The following is a 19,331-nucleotide window of genomic DNA, read 5'->3' on the forward strand; positions in this document are numbered from 1 at the left end:
CGGCAGGCAGCCTTGTCATTCGAAAACCAGTGGCAACGTCGGTCTCTCTTTGATGGCCTTGTCGCCGTGATAGCCGGGGACCGCGCCCTGTGGCGAACACGCAGTTTCTCAAACTGGCCGCCGCTCGAAGGAACATGAAGAGCACTGCATGATGTGCGATCAGTGCCCGGGCGCCTCAGCAAGCGACCAGCTTGCGCAACCACCCCAGCAGCACCGTGGGCAGCAGCTCGGCGCGCTGCAGCAGGGCGTAGGCATGCTCGCCGAACACGGCCGGCAGGTAGGCCGCGGCCTGGCGGTCGATCGTCAGGCAGAACGGCGAGATGCCTTGCAGGCGCGCCTCGGTGACGGCCTGGCGCAAGTCTTCCACGCCGTAGCGCCCGTCGTACTGGTCCATATCGTTCGGCTTGCCATCTGAAATCACGATCAGCAGCTTGTGCCGCGCCGTCTGCGTCATCAGGGCGGCGCTGGCGTGGCGCAGGGCGGCGCCGGCGCGGGTATAGTTTTCCGGCTCCAGTCCGGCGATGCGCAGCGCCACCTCGTTGCCATACGGTTCGGGGAAGCGCTTGATGGCGCGCACCACGACCCCGCCCGGCCCCTCGCCGGAAAAGCCGAGCACGCTGAACGGCTCGTCCAGGCCCCGCAGCGCCTCGCACACCATGAGCAGGGCTTCGCGTTCGACATCGATCACGCGGCATTGGCCGGACACCCAGCTGTCGGTCGAGCCGCTGATGTCGACCAGCAGCATCACGGCCAGGTCGCGCCGGCCGCGCCGCTCGGCTTCGTACAGGCGCTGGTCGAGGTTGCCGCCGGCGAGCAGCTGCGCCTGGTTGTCGATCCAGCCCTGCTGGTCGATTGTGTCGCCGTCGAGCTGCTGGCGCAGCCGGGTGCGCTGGGCGCGCAGCAGTTCGAACTGGCGCCGCACCGCGCGCAGCATGGGCGCCTGGCGCCGGAAGATGGCATCCACCGTGGCCTGCGCGCCGGGCAGCGCGGTGCGCACCGTGACGATGGCGCCGGGAGCGCGGTAGCAACGGGTTTTCCAGTCCCATTCCGGATACGCGCACGCTTCGCCGTCGGCGGCCGGGGGCGCCATGCCCTGCTGCCTGGCTTGGGCGTCGGGCGGGTCGTCCGAGAGCAGCACCTCGCGCGCCGCGCCGGGTGTCGACACCATGCGCGCTTCAGGCAGTTCGGACAGCGCGTCGGCAAAGTCCTCGGCGGCGGTGCCGGTATCGCGGTCGGTGGGCCGCTGCACGCCCATGGCGTCTTCGGCCTGCTCGTGCGGCTGGGCCGTCTGCACCATCATCGGCCCGGCCGGCTGCTCGTCATCCTGGTCCTGCCGGCGCGCGCGCGGGCGGCGCGCCAGGCGGGCGCTGCGCCGCGGCCCGGACTCATCGTCACGCTCGCCGGCGCGGGAAGCTGCCGCAGCGCTGGCGGGCGCCGGCATGAATTCGCCCAGCCAGTCGTCGCCTGCCAGGACCCGGCGCTGCGCCTGCCCGGCCGGCGGGGCCAGGCCGGGCGCCATGCGGCGCGCCTGCTCCAGCACCTGGAGCGGCGTGGCGGCATCGGCGGGGGCGCCCGCCAGGACGTCCTGCAACGCCTGTTCCAGCGCGCGCAGGGATGGTGCGAGCGTGTGCACGGGAGGCCGCGCAGCCAGCGCCGCCCGGCGAAAATCGTCGAGCGCGCCCGCCATGCCGGGCAGGAGCCGCGCCAGCGCGTCGTCGGCCGCGCGCGCTTCGAGCAGGTGGTAGCAGGCTTGCACCCAGGGGCTCTCGCGCCGCGGGTAGTGCAGCGCGCTGGCGCGCGTGGCGCGCATGGCCTGCTGCAGCAGCAACAGGCGATAGCGGCTCAGCGCGCGCTGTTCCAGGCCGTCGATGCCGATGGCGCGCGGCAGCCAGATGCTGTCGCCATCGGTGCCCGGCAGCGCCGTGGCCGCGGGGGGCGCTTCATGGCGGCGCAGGAGCTTGTCGAGGAAGGTGCGCGGGGCCGGCGGCTGGGAAGGGCGCAGCCGGAAGCTGCGGCCGAAGACGGCGTGGGCCAGCAGGTCGAGGCGCGCGGCCACGTCGCACAATTCCAGCTGCGCCGGGCCGGGACGCGGGCGGTGGCGCCGCCAGTACGCTTGCACGAAGACGGTGGCATGCCGGGCGGCATCGGTGATGAGGTCTTCCGCCTCCGCCACGGCTAGACGAAACTGGCGCCGACCAGGTCGCGCATGGCGCCCACCAGGGCCGGCTCGTCCGACAGGGGGGCGACGATGGCGGCGTAGCAGGCGTCGGCCACCGGGATGCCGCCGCCGATCAGGCGCGCGGCGGCGATCAAGAGGCGGGTGCTGGGCACCTCGGCCAGGCCGCGGTCGCGCAACTGGCGCAGGCGGGTGCCCAAGGTGACCAGGGCGATGGCAAGGCTCGGTTCGACCTGTCCCTCGTGCGCCACGATGGCGGCCTCGCGTTCGGGCGGTGGAAAATCGAAATCGAAGGCGACGAAGCGCTGGCGGGTGGACGGCTTCATGTCCTTGAGCATGCGCTGGTAGCCGGGGTTGTAGGACACCACCAGCTGGAAGCCGGGCGCGGCCGCCACGGTGTCGCCGGTCTTGTCGATCGGCAGCATGCGCCGGTGGTCGCTCAAGGGATGCAGCACCACCACCGTGTCCTGGCGCGCCTCGACCACCTCATCCAGATAGCAGATGGCGCCTTCGCGCACGGCGCGGGTCAGCGGGCCGTCATGCCATGCGGTGCCGGCGGCGCCGATCAGGAAGCGTCCCACCAGGTCGGATGTGCTGAGGTCGTCGTGACAGGAAATGGTGATCAGCGGGCGCTGCAGGCGCCAGGCCATGTATTCGACAAAGCGGGTCTTGCCGCAGCCGGTCGGGCCCTTGAGCATCACCGCCAGCTGGCGCCGGTGGCATTGCTCGAACAAGGCTACCTCGCCACCGTTTTCCAGATAATAGGGCGCGTCTGGCGCCGGATCGTCCTTGCTCACGCCGCCCGCACCCCTGGCGCCAGGGCCGCCGGATCGCCTTCCTCAAGCGGTCCCAGGCGCGGTGCGAAGCGGAAGAAGTCGATGATGAACAGCGCCACCCCGATCGCGAACAAGGATCCGGTGACCAGCAGCATGACGAAGTGAATCTGGATTTTCAGCTGGGCATCCAGGAAGCCGAGGCCCATGATGCGTTCCAGATAAACCTGGCCGATGCCGGCCGTGGCAAACGACAAGGTCATGCCGAACATGCCGCCGAGCTGCAGCCAGAACGACCAGTAACCCATGGCGGTGCCTTCTTCCGGGCGCCGCGACAGCCCCGGCATGGCATAGGTAATCATGGCCAGCACGATCATGGCATAGGCGCCATAGAAGGCGGCGTGGCCGTGCATGGCCGTGATCAGGGTGCCGTGGGTCCATTTGTTCACCGACGGGAAGGTGTGCGCCAGGCCCAGCAGGCCGGCGCCGAACAGGGTGAACACGGCGCTGCCCACGGTCCAGTGCAAGGCCAGCTTGTTCGGATGAGCCATGCCGGAGCGCTTGATGGTCGAGTAGGCGTACATGGCCATGCCGACCAGGGCCACCGGTTCGAGCGCGCTGAAGACGCCGCCGATGGGCAGCCAGTAGGATGGCACGCCGATCCAGTAATAGTGGTGGGCCGTGCCCAGGATGCCGGCAATGAAGACCAGCCCGACGATCACGTACAGCCATTTTTCCATGACCTCGCGGTCGGCGCCGGACAGGCGGATCAGCAGATAGGCCAGGAAGCCGCCCTGGATCATTTCCCATACGCCCTCGACCCACAGGTGGATGGTCCACCAGCGATAGTAGATCGAGACGGTGTAGTTTTCATAGTGCAGCAGGGCCGGCAGGTAGAGCACGGCGGCCAGGCCCAGCCCGCCCAGCAGCACGCCCTCGGTGGTGGTCAGGCGGCCCGATTTCTTGATGGTCATGCCGATGTTGTAGAGGAACATGAGCATGACGATCACGATCACGATCTTGTGCGGCAAAGGCTGCTCCAGCAGCTTGTTGCCGGTGCCCCAGCGGAACAGATAACCGATGATGGCGGTCACGCCCATCAGCACCCACAGGACCAGCTGGATGTAGGCCAGCTTGGTGCTGTGCAGCTCGGTGCGCGATTCGTCCGGCACCACCCAGTAGGTGGCGCCCATGAAGCCGCACAGGACCCAGACGATCAGCAGGTTGGTATGGATGACCTTGGTGACATCGAAAGGGAGGATGTACAGCAAGGGATCGGGCCCCAGGTACTTGGTGGCCGACAGCAGGCCGAACACCAGCTGCAGCCCGAACAGGGCCAGCGCGACGGCGAAGTACCAATAGGCGACAGATTGCGACTTATATCTCATGGCAATAGCTCCGCAAAACAATTCGGCTCCAGCGTTGCTGGGCAATGACGCTTATTTCAGCGAGGACAGGTAGGCGGCCAGTTGGGCAATCTGCTCCGGGGTCAGGCTCTTGCCATAGGTGTCGGGCATGAAGGACTGGCCGTTGGCCGAATACATGGCGCCCGGCACGACGTGCGCGCTGGGTGTCATCACCGACTCGCGGATATACCCTTCCACGTCGGTGGCCTTGCCGTGGTAGCCGCCGCTGGCGAGCAGGGCCGTGGTGCGGGCCACCAGGCCTGCCAGCGACGGCCCGGCCAGGTTGACCCCGGGGGCGGTGGAATGGCAGGCGGTGCACGCCGGCACCGCGCTGCGGAACAGGCGTTCGCCCAACGCGATCGGATTGTCGTCGCTGGTGGCGGGCCGCGCCGCCGCTGGCGCACCGGTGGCGGCCGCGCCGGCGTCGGTGCCGGGGAAGGTGGCGCCAGTGACCAGGATGGGGCGCGGCGGCCAGCCCTGGTTGTCGACATTCGAGACCCAGTCGAGGAAAGCGATCAGGGCCGCAATGTCGGTGTCGCTGATATCCTGCTTGGGCATCAGGCGCCGGTGCCGCGTTTCGTCGTAAAACTTGGACGGGTCCTTCATGTACGCGGTGAGGTAGGCGTTGCCGCGCAGCTTGGTGATCTTGGTCAGGTCGGGGGCGTAGTAAGCCCCTTCGCCAAAGACCGTGTGGCAGTTGATGCAGTTATTTTCGTGCCACACATCCTTGCCGCGCGTGACCTGGGCAGTGATCTTGTCGGCATTGGTAAGGCGGCCGAACTGGCGGTGGCTGTCGAGTGTCAGGGCAAGAAAGGCGACCGTGGCGAGCACGGTGGAGCCGATGGCAAACAGACGCGCCTGGCGTTTGTTCATGGCACCTCCCTAGACTGAAATGGCGGGCCAGTAGCGCACCACGATGATCGCTGCGTAAGCGATGGCTGCGAGCATCAGCAGGATGACCAGGTACGCAAACAATTTAAGGGGAGTGATCCATCCTTGCATAGTGCCTCCTGGCTGGGAACTGCAGCAAGGCTAGCATGTTTATTGTCACGATTTACACATTCGACGAATTTGTCCAGGGAAGTGATCAACGCGCGGGCGCAGTTTGCCTCGAACCCTGGGACAATTTATGGTCACGCATGAAGATACCCCACTAGACCCCATTGTTTCTCTATTGAGAAATTTCGTGCGCAACACGCAATTGGGGCGTATTATTTCTTTTAAGGGAAACATTCCAGTGTAAAGATACTTCTGCATCATAATTTCCAAAAAGGGAAACAATGGCTCGCACTCTATCGGTTCCCGGCACGCCAGTTGGACCACGTATGAGTAGCCTTGCAGACCTCGGCGACCTGGTCCGCAACCGCCGCCTGGAGCTCAGACTACGAATTGATGACGCCGCCCATGCGTGTGGTGTGGCTGCGAACGTCTTTTCTCGCCTCGAGAATGGCGGGCCCATTGGCGCTGACCGACTCTTGCTTGTACTCGCTGGTCTCGGACTGACCATGCTGGTCACGACAAAAGAGCATGCCCATTCAATTCTTCCGGCCAGCGACCAATATTCCGGAGGGCCATTGTGACCCATCGCCTGCATGTTGCTACATTGGGTGCTCCAGTTGGGGAGATCATTTTTGACTCTCAGGATGACAACTATGGGTTCCAGTATGACGATGCTTGGGCCCGGTCGACAACAGGCTACTACCTGGCGCCTGCAATTCCATTCAACGCCGCTCCGCACAGCCCGGGCTCTGTCAAGCGCTTCCTGGAAAATCTGCTGCCGGAAGGCCGCGCGCTGGACATTGCAGCCCGCATGAGCCAGGTCTCGAAGAGTAATGTTTTCGCATTGGTCCAGCTACTTGGGAAGGAACCGGTCGGGGCCTTCAGCTTCCTGGCATTGGACGCTTCACCCCAGGAGGCCGCGGAAATAGCACAAAAGCAGTTCAGTGACGTTGTTCGCCGCCCCATTTCAGGCGACGAGCTGAGCCAGCGCATCCGCGAACGCGACGCGATTCCCTTCCCGGTATGGGACGGCAAAGTGCGCTTGTCGTTGGCGGGCTACCAAGATAAACTACAGGTCCTCATTGAGGGCGAGCGCTTATCGCTCGCCGATGGCGCGCTGAGTTCGACACATCTGCTCAAGCCAGAAAGTCGCAATCCGTACATGCCATGCATGGTAGCCAACGAACACTATTGCATGAGCCTTGCAGCACGCGTCAATCTGGCAGCGCGACTGAACCTGCCGGTCGCACCGGTCAGCATGAGACGCCTGCCGGAGCCTATCCTGCTCATTGAACGGTTCGACCGTGCAGTAGCGTGGAACCCGGAAGCTCCTGATACCGCGACGACGGTAACGCGGACGCACATCATCGACGCTTGCCAAGCCCTGGACCTCCCCTCGACCTTCAAATATGAGCGGAACTTGGGCGCCGGCAAGGACGTGCGCCACATACGAGACGGCGTGAGTTTCGAACGGCTGTTCGGCCTGCTCAAACAGACGGTTGTGCCAGCAGCAGCGCGCATTTACCTGCTTCGATGGGCAATCCTGCAACTCATGCTTGGCAACAGCGACGCTCACGGGAAAAACATTTCCTTCTTCGTTCGACCGGCCGGCTTGGTGCCCGCGCCAATGTATGACCTCGTATCGGTGAACGCCTATGGCGACCACGTCGAGCGGGACATGGCCCTGGCGTACGGGGACGTGTTCATACCTGAGGAAATAACTCCGCATGCGCTTGCCGACTTCGCTCATCGCACCGGAACACCACCAGCTCAGATGGCACGTGAAGTCACACTCATTGCACGTGCTGTGCTGCGCCTCGCGCCGGAGCAAGCAGCCATGGACGTCTACATCGGCGACGAGCGTGCACTTGTCGCTCAGATTGCCAAGTATATTTGCGCCCAGGCCAACCAGCTTCTGGCTATTGCGCGCGAAGTCCCCAAGGTCAAGCCGTCTTTGTTTGAACATGTCAAAGGTGCACGACGTTAGCACAGTTGCCCCACGCGTTCTTACCGTTGCGCCAATGGCAAAACGACTTTTCAGCACTGGCCGGCCGCGACATGATCGCATGCAGCCATCCGGGCCTCGCGCGTTCAGGCAGCCCGGCAATGAACCCGGCGGTCCCCTTGTTCTTATTGCTCAGAGCAAGCTCCCCTCCCATGTGAATTTTGCATAAGCATTGTCGTCACCACCCGTTCATGGGTATATTGCAACATGCGACGGCTGGAATTCCCGGGCCGTAAGGAAAAAACGACGTGAACATCAGACACCTGCTCTTCGCTTTTACCGCACTGCTCTCGCTCGCCCCCCATGGCGCGGCGCAGGAGTCGCCGACCTTGCGCAAAATCGCGGAAACGGGCGTCATCAGCATTGGCTTTCGCGACAAATCGATCCCGTTTTCCTATCTCGACAAGCAGCAGCGGCCGACCGGCTATTCGATCGAACTGTGCTATCGCATCGTCGACGCCATCCGCACCCGGCTCAAGGCGCCCGGCCTGGAAGTGATGCTGCGCCCGGTCACCTCCGCCAACCGCAACGCGTTCATGGTCAACGGCATCGTCGACCTCGAATGCGGCTCGACCACCAACACGCTCGAGCGGCAAAAGGAGGTGGCATTTTCGGTGACGACCTTCGTCGCGGCCACCAGCCTGGTCGCGAAAAAGACGGCCCGCATCGATTCGCTGCAAGCGCTCAAGGGCTCGACCGTGGTGTCGACGGCGGGCACCACGGCCATCAACGCGCTGGGCGAAACCGCCCAGGCACAGGGGCTCGACCTGCACATCATTCCGGGCCGGGATCACGCCGAAGCGTTTTCGCTGGTCGAGGCCGACCGCGCGGTCGCGTTCGTGATGGACGATGTGCTTCTGCACGGGCTGGTCGCCGCCGCCAAGGACCCGGGCATGTATGCCATCGTCGCCACAGATTTGCCGGTGCAGCCGTACGGGATCGTGGTGCGCAAGAACGACCCCGAATTCAAGAAACTGGTGGACGAAGCCATCGTCGCGCTGTTCAAGTCCGGCGAAGTGCATCAGATCTACCGCAAGTGGTTCGCGCCACTCCAGCTTCCAATGAGCCCGGCGCTGAAAAAGGCGATTGCCGCCCCCACCGATTCGGGCGACCCGGCCGCCTACCGGTGAAGCAGGCAATTGGCGCGGCCTACCGCGCCCCTGCGCAACGAGCCTGCCTTGCAAGGCAGGCTTCCTTCGCCCGTTATCATAGGAATAATCGCCGAACAGATTTTTCGCCGTCCCGCAGCAGTAAAACGCGTCATGAACAATGGCGCCGTCCATAAAAAACCATCGTCCCTTTAGGAGATCGCATGCTTCACAAAAATCCCGCGCAATCGATGATCGCGCTGTTTGCCCTCTGGTTCTGCATGGCCTCGGCCACGCAGGCGGAAACTGCCGCGCCCAAGCTGGCCAACGTGACCATCCTGGCCACCGGCGGCACCATCGCCGGCTCCGGCGCCAGCAGCACCACCACGGTCGGCTACACCGCCGCCACGGTCGGCGTGCAGCGCCTGATCGCGGCGGTGCCCGAACTGGCCAAGGTGGCCAATGTCAGCGGCGAACAGGTGTTCCAGATCGCCAGCGAGAACATGACCAACGAGCACTGGCTCACCCTGGCCAAGCGGGTCAACGTCCTGCTGGCCCAATCGAACGTGGACGGCATCGTCATCACCCACGGTACCGATACCCTGGAAGAAACGGCTTACTTCCTGAACCTGGTGGTCAAGAGCCGCAAGCCGGTGGTGGTGGTGGGCGCGATGCGGCCATCGACCGCGATCTCGGCCGACGGCCCGATCAATTTGTACAATTCGGTGCTGCTGGCGGCCAGCCCCGAGGCGGTCGGCAAGGGCGTGCTGGTGGCGATGAACGACCAGATCCAGTCGGCGCGCGACGTGACCAAGGTCAATACCTCGACCCTGGACTCGTTCCGCACGCCGGAACTGGGCCTGCTCGGTTATATCCAGGGCAGCAAGCCATTCTTCTATCGCCAGCAAATGCGCAAGCACACCAGCGAGACCGAATTCGACATCAGCGCGCTGCAGGTGCTGCCGCAAGTGGACATCGTGTATGGCTATGCGAACGTCGGACCGGTAGCGGTCGATGCGTTCATGGCCGCGGGCGCCAAGGGCATCATCCACGCCGGCGTGGGCGACGGCAGCCTGGCCAACAAGGTCAAGCCGGCGCTGGTTGCCGCGCATGCCAAGGGCGCGGTCGTGGTGCGGGCCAGCCGCGTGGGCCAGGGCATTTTGGCGCGCAACGGCGAAGCCAATGACGACGAACTGGACTTCGTGGTGGCCGACACCCTCAATGCGCAGAAGGCGCGCATCCTGCTGATGCTGGCGCTGACCAAGACCACCAGCACCAAGGAGATTCAGCGGATGTTTTACACCTACTAAGTTCTAACCGGGGAGCCTGTCCTGCAAGCCAGGCCCCCTGCCCAGGCGGCTAGAGCGCGCCCATTCCCCGCTCGCCGCCCGGCGCCGGCCGGAAGTCGTCGATGACGATGCCGTGCCGGTGCAGCTTGTCGTACAAGGTCTTCTTGCCGATGCCGAGCGCATCGCAAATCGCTTGCGGACGTCCGCCGTGCTGTTTGAGCGCCTGTTCCACCAGGGTCTTTTCGACCATCTCCATCTGCTGCGCCAAGGTCGTCGGGGCCGCAGCCGCATCGGCGGCGTCCAGGTGCATCCCTGGCAGTCCCAGCACGAAACGGTCGGCCGCGTTGCGCAGTTCGCGCACGTTGCCGGGCCAGTCGCCGGCCATCAACCTGAGCATGTCGTGTGCGGCCAGGGCCGGGGCCTCGCGCCCGTAGCGCAGCGCCGCCTGCAGCGAAAAATGTTCGAACAAGATCGGAATGTCCTCGCGCCGTTCGCGCAGCGGCGGCAGTTCGAGCACGGCGACGTTGAGCCGGTAATACAGGTCGCTGCGAAACTTCTGCTGCACGCTCAGTTCCTTCAGGTCGCTCTTGGTGGCGGCGACGATCCTGAAGTCGACCGGCACGCCCTGGTTCGAGCCGAGCCGCTCGATCTTTCGTTCCTGGAGCGCGCGCAGCAGCTTGACCTGGAGCGCCATCGGCATGCTTTCAATTTCATCGAGCAGCAAGGTGCCGCCGTGGGCATGCTCGATCTTGCCCACGCGGCGCTTGCTGGCGCCGGTGAACGCGCCCGCCTCGTGCCCGAAGATCTCGCTCTCGAACAGGTTTTCGGGCAGGCCGCCGCAATTGATCGCGACGAAGTTGGCCTTGCTGCGTTTGCTGTGCTCGTGCAGGCAACGCGCCACCACTTCCTTGCCGGTGCCGGTTTCGCCGAACACCAGCACGTCGGCCGGCGTATCGGCCAGGTTCAGTATCTGGCGCCGCAGTTCGCGTATCGCCGGCGAGTTGCCGAGCAAGGTCGCCTCGATCCCGCGCCGGTCCTGCAGCTGGCGCCGCAAAGTGTCCACTTCGAGGCGCAGCGCGCGTTTTTCCATGGCGCGCGACACCACCTCGACCAGGCGCTCCATCGCGAACGGCTTCTCGATGAAATCGTAGGCGCCGCAGCGCATTGCCTCGACCGCCATCGAGACGTCGCCATGGCCGGTCACCATGATGACCGGGATGGTTGTGTCGAACGCGCACACCCGGCGCAGCAGTTCGAATCCGTCCATGCCAGGCAGGCGCACGTCGCTGATGACGACGCCGGCAAAGCTGCTGCCCAGTTGCCCGAGCGCGTCCTCGGCCGACTCGAACGGCGCCACCTCGAACCCGGCCAGCTCCAGGGTTTCGGTGACGCTGCTGCGCACGGCCAGGTCGTCTTCGACGAACACGATGGTGAAGCCTTCATACATGACTCGTTTCCTCCACTAGTATCAGGTCCAGTTCGAAGACGGCGCCGCCTTGACCATTCGACGCGCGCAAGGTGCCGCCGAAATCGCGCACGATGTCGGCCGAAATGGCCAGGCCGAGCCCCAGTCCCTGGCCCGGCAGCTTGGTGCTGAAAAATGGCTCGAACAGGCGCGCCATCACCGCTTCCGGAATGCCGGCGCCGCTGTCGCTGACCTGGATGTGCGCGCGTCCGCCCGCGCTCCACAGGCGGATGGCCAGGTTCTTGACCGGCGCATCGAGCATGGCGTCGAGGGCGTTGGCGCACAGGTTGATCAGCACTTGTTCGAGCCGGTTGGCGTCGCACATGGCGCGCACCGACGGCGCCAGGTCCAGCTGCACGCAGGCGTGTTCGGTGCGGATCCGGTTCTCCAGCAGCTGCAAGGTATTGTCGAGCGCCGTGGACAGGGTGAGCGGGGCCATGGCCAGGGGCGTCTTGCGCGAGAAGGATTTGAGCTGCTCGGTCAGGCGGCCCATGCGTTCGGTCAGGTCGCTGACCGAACGCAGGTTTTTTTCCACGCGCGCCAGGTCGCCGCGCTTGAGCAGCAGCTGGGCATTGAAGGAAAGCGAGCGCAACGCGGTGAGCGGCTGGCTGATTTCGTGCGTGATACCGGCCGACATCTGGCCGAGCAGAGCGAGTTTGCTGGCGTGCAGCAGGTCGTCCTGGGAAGCGCGCAGCACCTGTTCGGCGTGTTCGCGTTCGCCGATTTCATGCAGCAGTGCGCGGTTCATCGCATGCAATTCGGCGGTGCGGTCGGCCACCCGCCGTTCCAATTCGTCGTGCGCGCGCTGCAGCGCTTCGCGCGCGTGCAGGCGGCTCGCGATCGCGCGCCGGCGCATCGCCACGAACAGCGCGAGCAAACCGAGGAAGCCGGCCAACAGGCCGGCGACCACGGCGTTTTGCCCGGCCTGCAGCTTGACCGGCGCGGCATTGGTGAGCGTGAGCAGGCGCCAGCCCTGGCGCGCCATCGGCCGGCTCTGGCTTGCGTAGCGGGTCGATGGCGCGGCCGGGTCCAGCGCGCGCCAGGCGACGACCGGCTTGCCCTGGTCGATGGCCTGCAGGTCGGCCTTGCGGTTGCGCCACTGGGGCGCGGAGGAGAGCACGATCACGCCGTCGGCGTCGAGCACCATGAAAAAATCGTTGCGCGACTGCGCGGCCGAGGCGCCCCAGGTCGACTCGATCGGGTCGAGGCTGATCTTGACCACCACCACGCCGAGCACCATGCCGCCTTGCAGCACTTGCTGGGCGAAATAATACTCGGGCGAGTTGCGCGCCGCCGCGCGCGAAAAATGGCGCGCAGGCCCGCCCTGCATGGCGCCGGAAAAATACGGCAGGGCTGACAAATCCATGCCGACGCTGGTCTCCGGCTGGTACCAGTTGCTGGCCGCCTGCACCAGGCCCGCCGTGTCGAGCACGAAGATGGCGAGCGAGCCGGCACGCGCGTTCAGGCTGGTCAGGCGCTTGTTGGCGCGCTCGCGCAGGCCGGCGCCGCCCGGGTTCCTCAGCAGGGCGTGCACGTCATGATCGAGGGCGACGATGGCGGGCAGGTATTCATGCCGGCCCAGTTCGCTTTCGAGGGCCGCCGCGTACAGCTCGAGCTGCTGCGCCTGGACTTCGCCAAGCTGCGCATAGCCGCGCCGTTCGCTCCATGCATACACGAAGACGACGGCGGCGCACAGGCCGATGATCGCGGCCCATGCCGCGACTGTGCCCGCGGAGCGGGAAACGGCGAATTGTCGGAACGCCTGCAATGCTCACCTCGGCGCGTGTGGTTAGTGTTGGCGCGGTCCGGCAAGGGGAGGCGACTGCGGTCTATCTTACCCCAGAAAATTCTGTCGGATATTAATTTCGGCAATAAGCAGAAAGTCGGGTTTCTAAATCCACACGCCGGGAAACGGGTTTGTGTGGAATGCCGCACGCACGCTGCTGATCGGCGTTTCTGGATGATAGAAAATATCCATGTCAATCAAGGCGGTGGAGTGTTTCTTGAGATATTTACATTGCTGGCATGCAAACTGCTATGGATAGGAGGCAGGGATGGAAACACATGTCGAATAATCGGCAGTGCAATGGGTGACGGTCATTCGCGCCGGCCCATTAAAAATATATAAAAGCGGGAGACAGCAGTGGATATGAAATGGGTCGAAGACTTTCTTTGCCTGGCCGATACGCGAAGCTTTTCGCGCTCCGCCAGTGAGCGGCACTCCAGCCAACCGGCATTCAGCCGGCGCATCCGCTCGCTTGAAACCTGGCTCGGCGCCACGCTCGTGGACCGCAGCTGCAATCCTCCCTCGCTAACGCCGGCAGGCCACGTATTCCGCGGCCACGCACTCGGCATTATGCAACAGGTCCACAAGGCCAAGCATATCCTGCGGCACGCTCCGGATTATCCCGGCGGCGGCATTTAACTTACTCGCCAGCGCGGCAATTCACCTGTTCCATGCACGGCGTGGAATGGACCGGTATTGCCGATCAAATATAAAAACGATTAATAACTGAGGAAAATGAATGAATAAGATCATTATCGCCATCATGGCATCGAGCCTGGTTCCGGCAGCCGCCATGGCGCAGTCGGCGATTACCGTGTATGGCGTGGTCGACGCCGGATTTGTGCGCGAAACGGGCGGCGCGGAGGGCAAGGTCAATACACTGGGCAGCGGTGTCGCCTCCGGTTCGCGGCTGGGCTTCAAAGGCACGGAAGACCTCGGCGGCGGCAACAAGGCCTACTTCGTCCTGGAAAACGGCATGAAGATCGATACCGGCAGCGCGGGCCAGGGCGGCCTGCTGTTCGGACGCCAGGCCTACGTGGGCCTGTCCGGCACGCCCGGTTCGGTCAGCTTCGGGCGCCAGTATTCGCCGTATTACCGCACCATGCGCGACACCGTCGATCCGTTCTGCGACGGTTTGGCCGGCCAGGCGGGCAACATCACGGCCTCCAACGCCCGCCTCGACAACATGGTCGGCTACTCTTCGCCGGCACTGTATGGCTTCGCGGCGGAGCTGGCCGTGGGCCTGGGTGAAGTGGCGGGCAATTCAGCCGCCAAGCGCGCCTACAGCTCGGTGCTGTCGTATACGGCCAAGTCCCTGGTCGTCACCCTGGGCTGGCATCAGCAGCAAAATGCGCTGGCCACCGACAGCAGCAGCAATACCTTGCTCGGCGCCAAGTACGACTTTGGCGTGGCCGAGGGGCACCTGGGCTACGTGCGCAACAAGGGCCTGCTCGGTGCGCGCAGCGAAGACGCGATCATCGGCGCGACCGTGCCTTTCGGCCCGCACAAGGTGTACGCCTCGTATGTCCGGCATGACGACGCAACAAACGCCAACCGCGACGCTTCCCAATGGGGGCTCGGCTACACCTACGCACTGTCCAAACGCACCGACGTGTACGCGGCCTATGCGCGCATCAGCAACCGCAATGGCGCCACCTTCAAGGTCGGCAACGCCACCACGGATGGCACCGGCAACACCGGGACCAACCTTGGCATCCGCCACATCTTTTAATCCTGTTGAGTTCCCCCCGGCCGCCGCGCGGCCGGTTTATCGCTTCGTGCCTTCTTCACCTCTTTGGAATTATCTGACATGAACTATGCAAACTATCTCGTTGTACTGCTCAGTGCAACCCTGTTCGGCACCACCGCGCAGGCGCAGGAACCGACCGGCACACTGGCCAAGATCAAGAAAAACGGCGTCATCACCCTGGGCGTGCGCGACGGTTCCATTCCCTTTTCCTACCTGGACGACAAGCAGCAGTACCAGGGCTATTCGATCGACCTGTGCATGAAGGTGGTCGCCGCCCTGCAAAAGCAGCCGGGCCTGGCCTCCCTGAAGGTGGCGATGAATCCGGTGACCTCGGCCAACCGCATCCCGCTGATGGCCAACGGCACGATCGACCTCGAATGCGGCTCGACCACCAACAACCTGGAGCGCCAGCAGCAGGTCGCCTTCGCCCCCACCATGTTCGTGGTCGCCAACCGCCTGCTGGCCAAAAAAACCTCGAACATCCTGACCCTGGCCGACATGAAGGGCAAGACCCTGGTGGCCACTGCCGGCACCTCGACCCTCAAGCAGATGACGATCCTCAACCGCGAGCAAAACCTGGGCATGAACATCGTGGTCGGCAAGGACCATCCCGAATCGTTCCTGATGGTCGAGACCGGGCGCGCCGCGGCCGAGGCCAACGACGACATCCTGCTGGCGTCGCAACGCGCCAATGCCAAGAAGCCGGACGACTACCTGATCACGGCCGACGCGCTGTCGGTCGAGCCGTACGGGATCATGCTGCGCAAGGACGATCCGGCCTTCAAGAAGGCGGTCGACGACGCCCTCATCGCCTATTACAAGTCGGGCGACGACGTGTATCGCCTGTACCACAAGTGGTTCCTGTCGCCGATTCCGCCAAAGAACATCAACCTGCACTTCCCGATGCCGCCCGAGCTGATCAACGTGCTCGCCCGGCCGACCGATTCGCCCGACCCGGCCGCGTATGCGGTGGTGCCGGACGCGCAAAAAGCGGCCTCCAAAAAGCGTTAATTTTTCTGTAGCCCAGCCTGGAACAATACTATGAACTATCACTGGAACTGGCGCATCTTCTGGGAGATTGCGCCCGATGGTGTCGGTACTTATTTCGACACCTTATTCTCAGGCCTGATGTGGACCCTGGCCACCGCGCTGACGGCCTGGATCATGGCGCTGGCGCTCGGCCTGGTGGTCGGCACCGTGCGCACCCTGCCGAACAAATGGCTGGTCCGCCTGGCCAACGGCTATGTCGAACTGTTTCGCAACGTGCCGCTGCTGGTGCAGATGTTCCTGTGGTATTTCGTCGCTCCCGACGTGCTGCCGCAAGCCGCCGGCGACTGGATCAAGGCCCTGCCCAACGCGCCGTTCGTCACGGCGGTGCTGTGCCTGGGCTTGTTTACCTCGGCGCGGGTGGCGGTCCAGGTCTCGACCGGCATCGCCGCTTTGCCGAGCGGGCAAAAAATGGCCGGCACCGCGCTCGGCCTGACCTTGCCGCAGACCTATCGCTACGTGCTGCTGCCGATGGCGGCGAGGGTGATCCTGCCGCCGCTGACCAGCGAGTTCCTCAACATCATCAAGAACAGTTCGGTGGCCTTGACCATCGGCCTGATGGAACTGACTGCCAGCGCGCGCGCGATCCAGGAGTTTTCGTTCCAGGTATTCGAGGCCTTCAGCGCCGCCACCCTGGTCTACGTGCTGGTCAACGCCGTGGTCGTGTTCATCATGCACCGGATCGAGGAAAAAGTGGCGATTCCTGGCTTGATCGTCGCCGGTGGCGCGGCGGGGGGACACTGAGATGGCGCTCGATTTCGATGTCGACGTGATAGCCCGCTCGTGGGTCTATCTGTTCCAGACCGGGATGGTGTTCACGGTCAAGCTGACCGCGCTGGCCATGACCGGCGGGATCGTCCTCGGTACCTTGCTGGCGTTGATGCGCCTGTCCAGCATCCGCGCGGTGTCGCTGCTGGCCTCCGGCTACGTCAACCTGGTGCGCTCGATCCCGCTGGTGCTGGTGATCTTCTGGTTCTACTTCCTGGTGCCGTATATCGCCGCCTGGATCATCGGCGCCGATTCGCCGGTACAGGTGGGCGCTTTCACGTCCGCGCTGATCACCTTCATCATGTTCGAGGCGGCCTACTACTGCGAGATCATGCGCGGCGGGATCGGCTCGATCGCGCGCGGCCAGGTATGGGCAGGGCGGGCGCTGGGCATGACCTACTGGCAGACGATGAGCCACGTGGTGCTGCCGCAAGCGTTTCGCAACATGATTCCCCTGCTGCTGACGCAGACGATCGTCCTGTTCCAGGACGTGTCGCTGGTGTACGTGCTGTCGATTCCCGATTTTGTCGGCGCCGCCAGCAAGATCGCCCAGCGCGACGGCCGCCTGGTCGAGATGTACAGCTTCGTGGCGCTGGTGTATTTCGTCCTGGGCCTGGGGCTGTCGTCCCTGGTGCGCCGCCTGCAGCAGCGCGTGGCGATCATCCGCTAGCGCTTTCTAATTGGAGAAGATAAATGATAGAACTTAACAATATCAGCAAATGGTACGGCAAGTTCCAGGTGCTCACCGAGTGCAGCACGCGGGTCAGCAAGGGCGATGTGATGGTCATCTGCGGCCCGTCGGGTTCGGGCAAGTCGACCCTGATCAAGACCGTCAACGGCCTGGAGCCCTTCCAGAAGGGGGGCATCACGGTGGACGGCGTGGCCGTGGGCGACCCGAAAACCAATTTGTCCAAGCTGCGCGCGCGGATCGGGATGGTGTTCCAGAATTTCGAGCTGTTCCCGCATTTGTCGATCCGGGAAAACCTGACCATCGGGCAGATCAAGGTGCTGGGGCGCAGCGCCGACGAGGCCAACGCCAAGGGCCTGAAGTACCTGGACCGGGTCGGCCTGCTGGCGCAGCAGGATAAGTTTCCGGGCCAGCTGTCGGGCGGCCAGCAGCAGCGCGTGGCCATTGCCAGGGCCTTGTCGATGGATCCGATCGCGATGCTGTTCGACGAGCCCACCTCCGCGCTCGACCCCGAAATGATCAACGAAGTGCTCGATGTGATGGTCGGCCTGGCGCAGGAGGGGATGACGATGATGGTCGTCACTCACGAAATGGGTTTCGCCAAACGGGTGGCCAACCGCATCGTCTTCATGGACCAGGGGAAGATCATCGAGGACTGCACCAAGGATGAGTTCTTCGGCACCCGGCGCTCGGACCGCGCGCGCGACTTCCTGGCCAAGATCATCCACTAACACATACCACTTTCACACTACAACAACGGAGCCGCCGCATGACACGCCAGCACGACATTCCCTCCTACCTCGTCCCCAAGGAAGATAACCCCTGGAGCGTTTACCTCGAACAGATCGACCGCGTTACGCCGCACCTTGGCGCACTGGCGCGCTGGGTCGAGACGCTCAAGCGGCCCAAGCGCATCCTGGTGGTCGACGTACCGATCGAGCGCGATGACGGCAGCATCGCCCACTTCGAGGGCTACCGCGTACAGCACAACATGTCGCGCGGCCCCGGCAAGGGCGGCGTGCGCTTCCACCAGGACGTGACCTTGTCGGAAGTGATGGCGCTGTCGGCCTGGATGACGGTCAAGAACGCCGCCGTGAATGTGCCGTACGGCGGCGCCAAGGGCGGGATCCGGGTCGACCCGAGAACCTTGTCGCAGGGCGAACTGCAGCGCATGACGCGCCGCTATACCAGCGAGATCGGCATCATCATCGGGCCGAACAAGGACATTCCCGCGCCGGACGTCAACACCAACGAGCAGACCATGGCGTGGATGATGGATACCTACTCGATGAACCAGGGCAGCACGGCCACCGGCGTGGTGACGGGCAAGCCGATTTCGCTGGGCGGCAGCTTGGGACGGCGCGACGCCACCGGGCGCGGCGTGTACGTCGCCGGCTGCGAGGCTGCCCTCAAGTGCGGCATGCAGATCGAAGGCGCCAGGGTCGCGGTACAGGGCTTCGGCAATGTGGGCGGGATCGCCGCCCGCCTGTTTTCGGAGGCCGGCGCGCTGGTGGTGGCGGTGCAGGACCACGGCGGCACCATCGTGCATGAAGGCGGCCTGGACGTGGCAGCCTTGCTGGCGCACGTGGCGCAGACCGGCAGCGTGGTGGGCTTTGCCGGCGCCGAGGACCGCATTTCGCCCGAGCGCTTCTGGAGCGTCGATTGCGACATCCTGATTCCGGCCGCGCTGGAGCAGCAGATCACCAAGGATAACGCCGGCCAGATTCGCGCGCGCGTCATCCTTGAGGGCGCCAACGGACCGACCACGCCGGAGGCCGACGACATCCTGCGCGAGAAGGGCGTGCTGGTGGTGCCGGACGTGATCGCCAACGCGGGCGGTGTCACGGTCAGCTACTTTGAATGGGTGCAGGATTTTTCGAGCTTTTTCTGGAGCGAGGAAGACATCAACGCCCGCCTGACCCGCATCATGCGCGATGCGTTCGCGGCCATCTGGCAGGTGGCGCAGGACAAGGACGTGTCCTTGAGGACGGCCGCGTTCGTCGTGGCGTGCACGCGCGTGCTGCAGGCGCGCGAGGTGCGCGGCTTGTATCCGTGATGAACTGAGCGGGGGGCAGTCTACTTCGGCGGCGC

Annotated in this window: 16 protein-coding genes; 10 read left to right on the forward strand and 6 right to left on the reverse strand. The window is 64.3% G+C overall.

Going from position 1 to position 19,331, the window contains the following annotated elements:
* Positions 1-175: 175 nt before the first annotated feature.
* From IV454_RS07805 to IV454_RS07820, 4 genes are read right to left on the reverse strand one after another with little or no spacing between them, the layout of a single operon-like run.
* The gene (locus tag IV454_RS07805) at positions 176-2,173 is read right to left on the reverse strand and encodes a nitric oxide reductase activation protein NorD (RefSeq protein WP_206091008.1); all 1,998 of its coding nucleotides are present in this window, start codon (positions 2,171-2,173) and stop codon (positions 176-178) included.
* Between the two features lie 2 nt (positions 2,174-2,175).
* Positions 2,176-2,973 carry a CbbQ/NirQ/NorQ/GpvN family protein gene (locus IV454_RS07810; protein WP_229522118.1) on the reverse strand — a complete coding sequence of 266 codons (798 nt, stop codon included), beginning with the start codon at positions 2,971-2,973 and terminating at the stop codon, positions 2,176-2,178.
* Positions 2,970-4,337 carry a cbb3-type cytochrome c oxidase subunit I gene (locus tag IV454_RS07815; RefSeq protein WP_206091009.1) on the reverse strand — a complete coding sequence of 456 codons (1,368 nt, stop codon included), beginning with the start codon at positions 4,335-4,337 and terminating at the stop codon, positions 2,970-2,972. Before IV454_RS07815 ends, IV454_RS07810 begins: the two co-directional genes overlap by 4 nt.
* Before the next feature lie 51 nt (positions 4,338-4,388).
* Positions 4,389-5,228, reverse strand: coding sequence for a c-type cytochrome (locus IV454_RS07820; RefSeq protein WP_206091010.1), 840 nt, complete (start codon positions 5,226-5,228; stop codon positions 4,389-4,391).
* Positions 5,229-5,931: 703 nt separating this feature from the next.
* Here IV454_RS07820 and IV454_RS07830 point away from each other — a divergent pair.
* The 3 genes from IV454_RS07830 (at position 5,932) to IV454_RS07840 (ending at position 9,757) form a co-directional block, all read left to right on the forward strand.
* Complete coding sequence (locus tag IV454_RS07830) at positions 5,932-7,341, forward strand: HipA domain-containing protein (protein ID WP_206091011.1); 1,410 nt, start codon at positions 5,932-5,934, stop codon at positions 7,339-7,341.
* Positions 7,342-7,607: 266 nt separating this feature from the next.
* On the forward strand, positions 7,608-8,489 hold the full coding sequence (locus tag IV454_RS07835) for an amino acid ABC transporter substrate-binding protein (RefSeq protein ID WP_229522119.1): 882 nt from the start codon (positions 7,608-7,610) through the stop codon (positions 8,487-8,489).
* A gap of 182 nt (positions 8,490-8,671) precedes the next feature.
* Positions 8,672-9,757 carry a type II asparaginase gene (locus tag IV454_RS07840; protein WP_054265415.1) on the forward strand — a complete coding sequence of 362 codons (1,086 nt, stop codon included), beginning with the start codon at positions 8,672-8,674 and terminating at the stop codon, positions 9,755-9,757.
* Between the two features lie 49 nt (positions 9,758-9,806).
* Here IV454_RS07840 and IV454_RS07845 read toward each other — a convergent pair whose 3' ends face one another.
* Both IV454_RS07845 and IV454_RS07850 read right to left on the reverse strand, forming a co-directional pair.
* The gene (locus IV454_RS07845) at positions 9,807-11,183 is read right to left on the reverse strand and encodes a sigma-54-dependent transcriptional regulator (protein WP_054265416.1); all 1,377 of its coding nucleotides are present in this window, start codon (positions 11,181-11,183) and stop codon (positions 9,807-9,809) included.
* Positions 11,176-12,969 carry a sensor histidine kinase gene (locus tag IV454_RS07850; protein ID WP_206091012.1) on the reverse strand — a complete coding sequence of 598 codons (1,794 nt, stop codon included), beginning with the start codon at positions 12,967-12,969 and terminating at the stop codon, positions 11,176-11,178. Before IV454_RS07850 ends, IV454_RS07845 begins: the two co-directional genes overlap by 8 nt.
* 381 nt (positions 12,970-13,350) lie before the next feature.
* Here IV454_RS07850 and IV454_RS07855 point away from each other — a divergent pair, with 381 nt between their 5' ends.
* From IV454_RS07855 to IV454_RS07885, 7 genes are all read left to right on the forward strand, one after another.
* Entirely contained in the window at positions 13,351-13,626 is a 276-nt protein-coding gene (locus IV454_RS07855; RefSeq protein ID WP_054265418.1) for a LysR family transcriptional regulator, read from the forward strand.
* Between the two features lie 100 nt (positions 13,627-13,726).
* Complete coding sequence (locus IV454_RS07860; RefSeq protein WP_206091013.1) at positions 13,727-14,719, forward strand: porin; 993 nt, start codon at positions 13,727-13,729, stop codon at positions 14,717-14,719.
* 78 nt (positions 14,720-14,797) lie between these two features.
* Positions 14,798-15,748 (forward strand): transporter substrate-binding domain-containing protein, encoded by a 951-nt coding sequence (locus tag IV454_RS07865; protein WP_206091014.1) that lies wholly within the window; start codon positions 14,798-14,800, stop codon positions 15,746-15,748.
* 30 nt (positions 15,749-15,778) lie between these two features.
* Positions 15,779-16,528, forward strand: coding sequence for an amino acid ABC transporter permease (locus tag IV454_RS07870; protein WP_206091015.1), 750 nt, complete (start codon positions 15,779-15,781; stop codon positions 16,526-16,528).
* Position 16,529: 1 nt separating this feature from the next.
* The gene (locus IV454_RS07875) at positions 16,530-17,222 is read left to right on the forward strand and encodes an amino acid ABC transporter permease (protein ID WP_206091016.1); all 693 of its coding nucleotides are present in this window, start codon (positions 16,530-16,532) and stop codon (positions 17,220-17,222) included.
* Positions 17,223-17,245: 23 nt separating this feature from the next.
* The gene (locus IV454_RS07880; protein WP_206091017.1) at positions 17,246-17,971 is read left to right on the forward strand and encodes an amino acid ABC transporter ATP-binding protein; all 726 of its coding nucleotides are present in this window, start codon (positions 17,246-17,248) and stop codon (positions 17,969-17,971) included.
* A gap of 38 nt (positions 17,972-18,009) precedes the next feature.
* A complete protein-coding gene (locus IV454_RS07885; protein WP_206091018.1) occupies positions 18,010-19,296 on the forward strand; it encodes a Glu/Leu/Phe/Val family dehydrogenase in 1,287 nt (428 codons plus the stop codon).
* The last annotated feature ends 35 nt before the right edge of the window (positions 19,297-19,331 follow it).

The organism is Massilia antarctica (assembly GCF_015689335.1).
Taxonomy (GTDB): Bacteria; Pseudomonadota; Gammaproteobacteria; order Burkholderiales; family Burkholderiaceae_D; genus Telluria_A; species Telluria_A antarctica.

What these genes read in the sequence shown, in the direction of transcription:
- IV454_RS07815 (WP_206091009.1), bottom strand. Translation starts at nt 4,337, where the DNA reads ATGAGATATAAGTCGCAATCTGTCGCCTATTGGTACTTCGCCGTCGCG.
- IV454_RS07820 (WP_206091010.1), bottom strand. Translation starts at nt 5,228, where the DNA reads ATGAACAAACGCCAGGCGCGTCTGTTTGCCATCGGCTCCACCGTGCTC.
- IV454_RS07840 (WP_054265415.1), top strand. Translation starts at nt 8,672, where the DNA reads ATGCTTCACAAAAATCCCGCGCAATCGATGATCGCGCTGTTTGCCCTC.
- IV454_RS07845 (WP_054265416.1), bottom strand. Translation starts at nt 11,183, where the DNA reads ATGTATGAAGGCTTCACCATCGTGTTCGTCGAAGACGACCTGGCCGTG.
- IV454_RS07855 (WP_054265418.1), top strand. Translation starts at nt 13,351, where the DNA reads ATGAAATGGGTCGAAGACTTTCTTTGCCTGGCCGATACGCGAAGCTTT.
- IV454_RS07860 (WP_206091013.1), top strand. Translation starts at nt 13,727, where the DNA reads ATGAATAAGATCATTATCGCCATCATGGCATCGAGCCTGGTTCCGGCA.
- IV454_RS07865 (WP_206091014.1), top strand. Translation starts at nt 14,798, where the DNA reads ATGAACTATGCAAACTATCTCGTTGTACTGCTCAGTGCAACCCTGTTC.
- IV454_RS07870 (WP_206091015.1), top strand. Translation starts at nt 15,779, where the DNA reads ATGAACTATCACTGGAACTGGCGCATCTTCTGGGAGATTGCGCCCGAT.
- IV454_RS07875 (WP_206091016.1), top strand. Translation starts at nt 16,530, where the DNA reads ATGGCGCTCGATTTCGATGTCGACGTGATAGCCCGCTCGTGGGTCTAT.
- IV454_RS07880 (WP_206091017.1), top strand. Translation starts at nt 17,246, where the DNA reads ATGATAGAACTTAACAATATCAGCAAATGGTACGGCAAGTTCCAGGTG.
- IV454_RS07885 (WP_206091018.1), top strand. Translation starts at nt 18,010, where the DNA reads ATGACACGCCAGCACGACATTCCCTCCTACCTCGTCCCCAAGGAAGAT.